The sequence below is a fragment of the Xenorhabdus beddingii genome (assembly GCF_002127545.1).
Lineage (GTDB): Bacteria > Pseudomonadota > Gammaproteobacteria > Enterobacterales > Enterobacteriaceae > Xenorhabdus > Xenorhabdus beddingii.
This window is the reverse complement of the sequence record NZ_MUBK01000025.1, coordinates 60557-70902: the sequence shown is the minus strand read 5'-3', so window position 1 is coordinate 70902 and position 10346 is coordinate 60557. Positions and strand designations below refer to the sequence as shown.

Here is a 10346-nt window from a genome sequence, read left to right as displayed (position 1 = left end):
GAATTAAGATTAAATATGACACCAAGAAAGGTTTTAAATGGGCTAACCCCCATCGAAGCCTATACGGGGCGCACATTGCACTTATTGTGTTAATCCAGCCCAACTGAATGCGATGTTAATGCAGATTGCACTAATGGTTAAAATGCCAAAGGTATGTATACAAACCGTGCCAAATTTTCCTATTACTGTTCCGGTAAATAGCGCCCCAACACTTGACCAACGTTGTTTAGCTGTGGGTGGTAAACTGTTCCAATATTCTTTTAATTTATACATAAAGTATCTTTTATAATCTTTTATAGAGTAATTGAGAATCTAGCCCTGATTTTCCGACCATAGCTACTGACCGTTTTTTTATAAATTTCACTTATTAGGAGAAATCAAGATGTATAATGAATAAATACCGTGTTGACTGTCACAAAATCAGATATAACAAGGTGTTCGGAAAGTTATGTATAGTGTATACAGTTGATGGTTTCAAGAAGATTTTTAGGGAAATCATCAGGTATAAGCAAGTTGGTTTTTGATTAGCACTCTGATGATATTTGCAATTATGGAATAGTATGGAGAACTTAAATGACACGACGTAAAGATTACAATCCCACTTGGGATGGTTATCTGGGGGATTACTTAAGGGGAAAAGTCGGCATTAACCAGTTGACACCTCAACATGAATTTTTTGATGCCATAGGATTGGAAAAAGTATTAAGCGATAATACCCAATATCACTTTGTTCTCACATTAGCGCAAGCCCAAAGTATTATTGAAGATATCAATCCTAGTCGTCCACAAAATCCAAGTGATGGAGAAGCACTGGCAAGAGGTGTTGAGGAAGAAAACAAGCAAAAAAGCCTTATGTCGCATGTGTTTTCTGTTACAGACCCTGTTTCTACCTATGCTGGAAATATCTACGATTCACATGGATTCCATAAAGTTTTCCGCGAGTTTAAAAAATTAGATATCAAGGCGACAACACATGTGGGGGAAAATGGGAATAAATATATTCATATCTCAGGGCATGCCGGTCTTAGACGCCTTGTCAAAGGAACTCGATACGGTGCCAGCCACCCTCAAATGCTGGCGATGGGAATAGGGCAGCAAGGTCTTAATTCAAATATTGTTAAAGGTGTCAGATTCTGTATTATTTTTTCTATAGGATACCGAGTGATAGAAGGTATTTTTAAGGATGAATACACTTTAGCCGATTTTATCGGCAATATAACAATGGATATGGCTAAAACAGCCATTGTTGCTGCTGCATCTTGGGCTGTGGGTTCACTTTTAACAGCTACTACTTTTTTAGCGGCTGGTAGTATTATTGTTGCTGCTGGAATAGTTTTAGCTATTGGAATCGCAGTTGCTATTGGTTTAGATATGATTGATAAAGAATATGGAATAAGCGAAAAATTAATAGCACTGTTAAAAGAAGCAATGAAAAGAAAATCAAGGTCACCAGAAGGAAATTTACAACATGTATTTAACAGCTTAGGTAGGATTAGGTGAATCATAAATATGTAAAAATTGCATGCGGAGCACTATTGTTACTATTAGTCATATCTATAATGTACTTGGTGAGCGTTTGTGTTTTTTCATTGATTTTAATGAAAGATGAAATCATGTTTTCTGGTGCTGTTTTCATGTATTTTATTTCATTTCCATTAATATTTTATGCTATAGCAGGATCTATTTTTTTCTTTATCTTTGATCGGCTGCCTAAATTTAACCAACTGATTGTTAAGTACTTGACCATGTTGATGATTGCATCATTTATCGTGAGTTTCCCTATCTCTTTTTATGTTGATTATAAGTTAAAAAGTGACGGCTATTTCGTGTGTGATAAGATTTCATGGCGGTCACCGACAACTTATGTTAAAGATTTAAAACTTTGTAATTAAAAGTTTTTGTGGTAAGTGAGGAGAGGATGAAGAGTAAATATTTAAAATCATTAGGTGGGATAATCGTATTGTTAGTCATTACATTTATTATACATCTAATTATTAAGTGTGTTATTTCATTAGTACTAATGAAAGATGAAATAACCTTCTCCGGAGCTATGGTCATCGCTTTGATGTCTTTCCCTATAATATTTTACTCTATATTAGGCTCTGTTTTTTTATTACTATTTGGTAAGATTTCTAAATTTAATAAATTGATTGTTAAATGCCTGACCATGTTGATGATTGCATCATTTATAGTGAGTTTTCCTATCTCTTTTTATGTTGATTATAAGTTAAAAAGTGACGGTTATTTCGTGTGTGATAAGATTTCATGGCGGTCACCGACAACTTATGTAAAAGATTTAATGCTTTGTAATTAAAGGTTTTTGTGGTAATGGAGGAGGAGGAGAAGATGAAGAGTAAATATTTAAAAGCCCTGGCTGGGGTAATATTATTAATTATATTTACACCTATTGTTTTTTTAGTTAGTCATTATTTTCTTTCATTAATATTCATGAAAGATGAGATAACATTTTCTAGTGGTGTTGTCATCGGGTTTATGTCTTCTCCTCTATTGTTATATTCTTTATCAGGCTCTATTTTTTTCTTGCTATTTGATCGGTTACCTAAATTCAATGAGGTTATTGTCAAGTACTTAACTATGCTGATGATTGCATCCTTTATCGTGAGTTTCCCGATCTCCTTTTATGTTAATTATAAGTTAAGAAGTGACGGTTATCTCGTGTGTGATAAGATTTCCTGGATGTCACCGACGACTTATGTCAAAGATTTAAGACTTTGTAATTAAAAGTTTTTGTGGTAAGTGAGGAGAAGATGAAGAATAAATATTTTAAAGCCCTAGGCGGGTTAATACTATTACTAATAATGACATTTATGATGTATTTAGTGATTGATTCTTTTTTTTCATTAATATTCATGAAAGAGGAAATAACATTTTCCGGTGCGGTTATCATGGGCGTGATGTCTTCTCCGCTATTATTTTATTCTATAGTAGGCTCTATTTTTTTCTTTATCTTTGATAGGTTGCCTAAATTCAATGAGGTCATTGTCAAGTACTTGAGTATGCTGATGATTGCATCCTTTATCGTGAGTTTCCCTATCTCTTTTTATGTTAATTATAAGTTAAGAAGTGACGGTTATTACGTGTGTGATAAGATTTCCTGGATGTCACCGACAACTTATGTCAAAGATATAACCCTTTGTAATTAAAAAATTGGTTACGGAGTGATAAAATTTCACGGTGGCGTAAAAGACAGACCCCATTGGTCTAGCGATGGTAGATAATATGAAAAAATTAACCATGACATGCATTATATTCTTCTTTTTATGTGGATACACCCGGGCATCAGAAAATAATACTCCAAAAGATTTACAAGAGTATATAGATAATGCAGAAGACTGTCAGCATTTTGCAGGTGAATGGGATAATGAACTACCTGAAGAACGACAGAAAGAAGTAGAAGATGCTCTTGATCAATATTGTATGAAAGCAAAAGAGTTACAGAAAAAACTTAAGGAGAAATACCAAAATGATACTAAAAAAATAGAAATAATAGATGATTATGCTATTTAATCAAATCAATATCTTATTGACTTTTATATGAAAACGTGTAAATGCATGAAGAGGGAGAGGTTTACTATTTATCACCTATTACATAGGAAGAGTTACATCACATTTTTTTCTACCCAAACGGCGGCATTTAGCGATATATTAGCACTGCTTTATCGCAATTAATGAACCTTAACCAAAACAGGAAGTTATTATGGCAAATATGATCTATTTAACCTTGAAGGGAGACAAGCAGGGGTTGATCTCACAAGGTTGTTCTTCTGTTGAGTCTATTGGTAATAAATACCAGGCCGGCCATGAGAATGAAATATTTATATTGCAGCTACATCACTCCATTCACAGAGAACAAAATGTTAACCATAGTCCAATTGTATTTGTAAAACCGCAAGATAAATCATCACCACTCTTGTTGATGGCAATTTCAAATAATGAAACCCTGAATCTGAACTTTGATTTTTATCGCACGGCGCAATTGGGAGCACAGGAAAAATGTTATTCGATTGAATGTCGTGGTGCGACCATTATTGATTTGTCACCTAACTATCCGCACAGCCTCACGCATGCGGAAGCGCAACCGGAAGAAGTCGTTTCCATCAAATATAAAGACATTATTTGCCGCCATCATATGGCAGGAACGTCTGGATATAGTGTCTGGGATGAGAGAGTCTACTAAGGTTGAAAAAACGCCGATGCATTTATCGGCGTTTTAAAACAAAATCAAATTAAAGGCAATATCAAATAAAAAACGGCGTCAAACTAAAAACAGGGTTGCTAATCCTAAGAAGATAAAAAATCCCCCCGTATCGGTAATGGCAGTAATCATGACGCTGGAACCAATCGCAGGATCTTTCCCGAATTTCATCATAATAAACGGGATCAACACCCCCATCAGAGCCGCCATCAACAGGTTCAGTATCATCGCCATTGTCATGACGGCACCCATAGCCAGGTCGCTGTAGAGTAAGTAAGTGACGGCACCCATTATCCCACCCCAGATAATGCCGTTGATCACCGCAACTCCAAGCTCCCTCAATAGCAGGTAAGAAAAGCTGCCTGTTTGGATTTGGTGGAGTGCCAGCGCCCGGACGATCATCGTGATGGTTTGGTTGCCGGTATTGCCACCAATGCCCGCCACGATGGGCATTAAGGTCGCAAGGGCAACGAGCTGGGAAATGGTATGTTCAAACAGGCCGATCACACGTGAAGCGACAAAAGCGGTGCATAAATTGATGGCGAGCCATGTCCAGCGGGTTTTGACGGCTTGCCCGACAGGGGCGAAGACGTCTTCTTCACGGCTCAATCCCCCCATGCGCCGGATATTGTTATCGGTTTCTTCATTTAAAGTGTCAACGATATCCTCAACCGTCAGGCGACCCATCAAACGCCCGTTATTGTCCACGACGGCGGCAGAAATCAAGTCGTAACGTTCAAATGCACTGGCGGCATCTTCCCCTTTTTGTTCTGGTGAGAAAGTCACGGTATCCGTATTCATCACTTCGGAAACCAACCTGTCTGGTGCATTGATCAGTAAAGTGGTGAGAAAAAGCTCTCCCTGAAGGCGATTTTTGCGATCAATAACGAAGATTTTATCCGTTGTTTCGGGGATTGAACCTCTGGAACGTAAAAAGCGTTGAACGGTACTGAGTGTAACGTTTCCCCGTACCGTCACGAATTCAAAATCCATCATCTGACCGATGCTGTCTTTATGGTATTGCAAGACTTCGCGGATACGGTTGCGTTGCTTCGGTTCCAAATAAGTCAGCAGGCGTCGCGTGGTTTCCCGTGGCAAATGTTCCACGATATAAGCCTGCTCATCCACATGCAGCGTACCGATAGTGCGCAGTAGTTTGACGTCAGACATGTCTTTGATCAAGTTGTCCCAGATTGGAATCGAGGCTTCAACCAGAACCTCACCCCGCTGATTATTGTCGATCAAGCGCCATAACGCCAGGCGTTCATCATAGGGTAAGGCTTCCAAAATATCCGCAATATCAGCAGCATGCAGATCTGTCAGCAGGGCACTGACTTCCTCTATTTTCTCCAATAACTGTTCATCGCTTATCGCTGAACATTCATCAGCCTGGCCCAATAATTTATCGACAAAGAGCTTATCGTTAATGAACAATGAAAGCAGGTGTTGGCGGGCATGTGCCAGTCTTTGGGAATACTGGTTGGCTACAGTGGTATTATCAGGTGTAAAGGCCGGTTGTAACATGGTGCACCTTTGAAGCAGAAAATAGGGCAAAAAACAAGATGATTACAATAATATAACCATAACATAATCTGGGGCATTGCCCTTAGTGAAAAATGTTGTAACCTCTTGAGCTTTTGTGCTACCTCCGATAGAGGGAGCCGTCACAGGCTAATTTAATGACGGCTTTGGGGATTATCAGATGATTGCACCGATTTCTGTTGGGTTTGCTGGTGGTAATCCAATGCGGCAACGAATGAATAGATAAAGCGCCCAAATAAAATCAGAAAGCTGATAAGCAATATCAATTTTGTCATTTGAACCGTTTTCTTTTTCTTCTTCATAACGTGATATCGTTAAGTCGATTCCTCTTTAATGTGTAAATTCCAGCCTGTCACATCACTCCAGTAATCTTGCTCTTTCTCCAGATCGAGCTGCACGAGGGCATTTTGTGTCAAATAATTTTTTGGCAGGTAGAGAGTCCAATGGCCCTGTTCAGTCTCCAGCCTTAGCGTATCCGGTGTGGTCGTGGACTGGCGCTGGTTATTCAATAAGGTCGCCAGTCGCAATATCTTCAGCATAGGGAGATACTGCTTTTTCTTGAACAGATAGAAGCGGGGATGTTCATGGACTTTAATCGCTTTGCGATGATAACGCACCAGCGTTGCCAGTAACGATTGCTGTTCTTGGTTAAACCCCGGCAGGTCGGTATGTTGCAGGATATAAGCAGAATGCCGTTGCAGCCCACTCAGATTGATGCTTAAACCGACTTCGTGCAGCATAGCAGCCCATAGCAGAATGGGTTCCAGTTGTGGCTGTATCCGTTTGGGATTTTGCCTTGCCCATTGGTCATAAAGGTTTTTAGCGGTACTCCAGACCCGGTCGGCCTGTTCACGGTCGATATTATAGTGATCAGCAAGGCTTTTGGCGGTTCTCTGGCGAATATCCTGATGACGGAAACGATCTTCCATCTCGTAAAGTACGCCTTCCCTGAGCGCGCCTTGAGACAGGCGTAATTCCTGAATATTCAAGGCATCAAAAATGCCACACAAAATCGAAAGGCCGGGCACAAAAGTTTGTTTGCGATCATCGGAGATTCCCGGCAGATCCAGTGCCTTGAAATTTTTGTATTTCAGGGTGCGTTTGACCAACATATTGAGGCGTTCGGGGGTAATCAGACCATCTTTCTCGCCCAGTCCCACCAAGAGTTCGTGGATGGCCTTGATGGTGCCCGATGCACCCAGGGCAAAATCCCAGCCTTTTGTACGGAATTGCCAGACCAGATTTTCCAGTTTCTGTGCCGCCTGAAGCCGGGCTTTGCGGAAATTATGCTCATTGATGACGCCGTCAGGAAAGAATTGACGGGCAAAACTGACGCAGCCCATGCGACGGCTTTCAATCAATAGCGGTTCGAAGTCTTCACCAATAACCAATTCTGTGGAGCCGCCACCAATATCAATCACTAATTTCCGGCCCTTTTCTGGTTGGGTATGTTCAACGCCCATAAAAATCAGGCGCGCTTCTTCATAGCCAGAAATGATCTCAATCGGATAGGGAATAATTTCTTTTGCCCGCTGTAAAAACGCCTGGGCGTTGGTGGCTTCGCGTAAACTGTGGGTTCCCACTAAACAGACATTGTCTGCCGAAAAACCCTGCAATCGTTCGGCAAACAGGGAAAGGCACGTCAGGCCACGGCCGATGGCTTCTTCACTTAATTCATTTTTGCTGTTTAAACCATCGGCAAGATAAACCCGCTTCTTTAAACGCCCAATAACCTGTAATGCCCCGTTAACAATGCGAGCTATTATCATATGAAAGCTGTTGGAACCCAGATCAATGGTGGCAATTTCCTGGGGTTTAGGCATGGGGGTGTCGTGTTTCAACGGCATAGATCAGGCTCTTGGTTCCGGTTGTTCAAGGTTTTTCAGATAATCATACACAGCAAGTTGCGCACGGATTTTACGCTTATTTCCTCGCGGAACATAGCGATTGCTCAATTCCTTATCAATATAACGTGCCTTGACGGTATCATTGAACTGCAATTCCAGTATGTCCATAACCTGTTGTTTTAACATGGGATCAAGCAGGCAAACGGCAACTTCAATGCGATAATCGATATTGCGGGTCATCCAGTCGGCTGATGAGAGAAAAACTTTTTCATCGCCTTTGTTGGTGAAAACATAAACGCGATCATGTTCCAGAAACCGATCTACAATGCTGGTGACCTGAATGTTTTCACTGAAACCGGACTGGTTGGGAACCAAGGAACACATGCCACGCACCAAAATGCGGACTTTAACCCCCGCTTCTGAGGCATCATACAGGCGATCCACCAGCTCTTTATCCACAAGATTATTGATTTTCAGAGTAATACCCGCCGCTTCACCCGCTTTGGCATTTTCGATTTCTTGACCAATTAACTGGTTGAGCATGGCCCGTGAATTTTGTGGCGATACCATTAAATTATCAAATGTGACCGGACGATAAGGATTTTCAATAAAGTTAAATACCCGGCGAACTTCATTGGTGACTTCGGGTTTTGCGGTCAACAGGGAATAATCGGTATAGGAACGCGCTGTTTTCTCATTGAAATTCCCGGTGCCAATATGGGCATAACGGATAATCTCATTCCCTTCAAGGCGCGAAATGATAAATAGCTTGGCGTGAATTTTCAGGCCAGGGGCGGAAAAAATAACATGCACGCCCGCTTCAGTCAGGCGTTTCGCCCAATGAATGTTGGCTTCTTCATCAAAACGTGCCTGTAACTCCACCACAACGGTCACTTTTTTGCCGTTGTGGGCGGCATGGATCATGGAGTCAATAATGCGTGAGTCTTTTGCGACACGGTAGATGTTAATTTTGATCGAGATCACGCTGGGATCGAAAGAAGCCTGACGCAGTAACTCCAGCACATGTTCGAACGTATGATAAGGATAATAGAGCAGGACATCTTTTTCACGAATAGCATCGAACCCGTTGCGGAAATGGTCGAACCAGGCATGGCGCAGCCGTGATATGGGCTTGTTCAGTAAATGGCGGTTTCCTTCGTTGGGAAACTTGATGAAATCTTTAAAATTATGATAACGACCACCGGCGATCACCGAGTCATCATTGGAAAGCCCCAGTTTACTGCGCAGCAGTTCCACCATTTCATCAGGCATATCACGCTGGTAGACAAATCGCACAGGCTCTGCGGTCAGCCTTTGTTTAAGCGTGGAAGACATCAATTCCAGCAGGCTGGATTCCATTTCTGTTGCCAGATCATATTCGGAATCACGGGTCATTTTCATGGAATAGACATTCAGGGTATTGTAATCGAAGAACCCCTTGAAAATTTCATCCAGCGTATAACGCAGAATATTATCAAGCAAAATCATTGACTTGCGTCTGCGTGGCATTTCCGGCGGCAGATTGACGAAACGAGGCACTTTATCTGATGGAATTTCCAGCAGGGCATATTGCGTTTCCTGCCCCCGGATAATTTCAACGGCCAGATAGGTATAGTCGTCTTTCAAAAATTCAACCAAATTGGTTTCTGGGTTGATGACAATCGGCGTAATATGCGGGCGCAAATGTTGCCGGAAATACTGCCGTAACCAGATTTGTTGATTCGGGGATATCTGCCGTTCATTGATCAAAAAAATCTGGTTGCGGGCCATTTCCAGTAGCAGCTCGTTATAGAGTTCATCGAACTCTTGATCGATTTTGGCAACTTTGGCCTCAATCTTTTTCAATAAGTGGCGGGCGCTGGTGGCTGATCCCCGTTCTTCACTGATCAGAATTCTCCGTTTTACGTCAGCAAAACGCACTTTATAAAACTCATCCAGGTTATTGGAGTAGATCCCTAAAAACCTCATTCTTTCAATCAGCGGATTGCTTTTGTCAGCCGCTTCTTGAAGTACACGTTCGTTGAAAGAGAGCCAGCTTAGTTCTTTTTCGGTATAAAGACGATCGTGGGACATGACTACTCCATTTGGTTTTCCATTTAATCTAATGGTCATGGTCAGCGTTTAGTGGGCCGGAGTATCGGCTTGGGCTGCACGGGCTTTATTAGCAAAATAGTGGTGTTGGAAAGTACACATCCTGATGGCCGTATGATAAGAACCATTCACAAAAAATTCATCGATGAGTTCCCCTTCGGTGTAGAACCCTAACTTATTGTAGATATGTATGGCTTTTGAATTCTCTTTATCAACAATTAAGTACAGTTTGTAAAGATTCAAGACGGCAAATGCGTATTCCATCGCAAGTTTGGCGGCGACGCTGGCATAGCCTTGCCCTTGATAGGCCGGAGCAATGATAATTTGGAACTCTGCGCGGCGGTGGACGTAATCGATTTCGACTAATTCCACTAACCCAACTTTGGAGTTCATGCTTTCGATGATAAACCGGCGCTCACTCTGGTCATGAATATGTTTATTATAGAGATCGCAGAGTTCAACAAAGGCTTCATAAGGTTCTTCGAACCAATAGCGCATCACACTGGCATTATTATCAATTTGGTGAACAAAAGGAAGATCTTCCCGTTCAAGGGGACGTAAACTGACAGATGGATTTTCTGGCCCACTGGACATTGGATACCTCAGTGCTTTTCATGGATTGTATGCATTGAACTCATTCTGCGCCCTTT

General features: G+C 41.4%; 12 protein-coding genes. 7 read left to right on the top strand and 5 right to left on the bottom strand.

What is annotated here, in order from left to right; genetic code table 11:
• Positions 1-573: 573 nt before the first annotated feature.
• The 7 genes from Xbed_RS14420 to Xbed_RS14390 all read left to right on the top strand — a co-directional run bounded on the left by Xbed_RS14420 (position 574) and on the right by Xbed_RS14390 (position 4198).
• Positions 574-1500 carry a hypothetical protein gene (locus Xbed_RS14420; RefSeq protein ID WP_086113605.1) on the top strand — a complete coding sequence of 309 codons (927 nt, stop codon included), beginning with the start codon at positions 574-576 and terminating at the stop codon, positions 1498-1500.
• Positions 1497-1892, top strand: a complete 396-nt coding sequence (locus Xbed_RS14415) for a DUF1240 domain-containing protein (RefSeq protein ID WP_167371925.1) — start codon at positions 1497-1499, stop codon at positions 1890-1892. Before Xbed_RS14420 ends, Xbed_RS14415 begins: the two co-directional genes overlap by 4 nt.
• A gap of 26 nt (positions 1893-1918) precedes the next feature.
• Positions 1919-2314 carry a DUF1240 domain-containing protein gene (locus tag Xbed_RS14410; RefSeq protein ID WP_086113603.1) on the top strand — a complete coding sequence of 132 codons (396 nt, stop codon included), beginning with the start codon at positions 1919-1921 and terminating at the stop codon, positions 2312-2314.
• Between the two features lie 32 nt (positions 2315-2346).
• Positions 2347-2742, top strand: a complete 396-nt coding sequence (locus Xbed_RS14405) for a DUF1240 domain-containing protein (protein WP_086113609.1) — start codon at positions 2347-2349, stop codon at positions 2740-2742.
• Between the two features lie 26 nt (positions 2743-2768).
• On the top strand, positions 2769-3164 hold the full coding sequence (locus tag Xbed_RS14400) for a DUF1240 domain-containing protein (RefSeq protein ID WP_086113602.1): 396 nt from the start codon (positions 2769-2771) through the stop codon (positions 3162-3164).
• Positions 3165-3240: 76 nt separating this feature from the next.
• Positions 3241-3528 carry a hypothetical protein gene (locus Xbed_RS14395; RefSeq protein ID WP_086113601.1) on the top strand — a complete coding sequence of 96 codons (288 nt, stop codon included), beginning with the start codon at positions 3241-3243 and terminating at the stop codon, positions 3526-3528.
• A gap of 190 nt (positions 3529-3718) precedes the next feature.
• Entirely contained in the window at positions 3719-4198 is a 480-nt protein-coding gene (locus tag Xbed_RS14390) for an Hcp family type VI secretion system effector (RefSeq protein WP_086113600.1), read from the top strand.
• Positions 4199-4276: 78 nt separating this feature from the next.
• On the opposite strand, the gene mgtE is transcribed toward Xbed_RS14390, so the two are convergent.
• The 5 genes from mgtE to speG form a co-directional block, all read right to left on the bottom strand.
• The gene (mgtE, locus tag Xbed_RS14385) at positions 4277-5740 is read right to left on the bottom strand and encodes a magnesium transporter (protein ID WP_086113599.1); all 1464 of its coding nucleotides are present in this window, start codon (positions 5738-5740) and stop codon (positions 4277-4279) included.
• A 152-nt stretch (positions 5741-5892) separates the two neighbouring features.
• On the bottom strand, positions 5893-6033 hold the full coding sequence (locus Xbed_RS14380; protein ID WP_244182501.1) for a DUF2633 family protein: 141 nt from the start codon (positions 6031-6033) through the stop codon (positions 5893-5895).
• A gap of 39 nt (positions 6034-6072) precedes the next feature.
• Positions 6073-7605, bottom strand: coding sequence for an exopolyphosphatase (gene ppx / locus Xbed_RS14375; RefSeq protein ID WP_086113597.1), 1533 nt, complete (start codon positions 7603-7605; stop codon positions 6073-6075).
• A gap of 3 nt (positions 7606-7608) precedes the next feature.
• Positions 7609-9678 (bottom strand): polyphosphate kinase 1, encoded by a 2070-nt coding sequence (ppk1, locus tag Xbed_RS14370; protein WP_086113596.1) that lies wholly within the window; start codon positions 9676-9678, stop codon positions 7609-7611.
• A gap of 48 nt (positions 9679-9726) precedes the next feature.
• Complete coding sequence (gene speG, locus Xbed_RS14365; RefSeq protein WP_086113595.1) at positions 9727-10290, bottom strand: spermidine N1-acetyltransferase; 564 nt, start codon at positions 10288-10290, stop codon at positions 9727-9729.
• Positions 10291-10346: the final 56 nt, after the last annotated feature.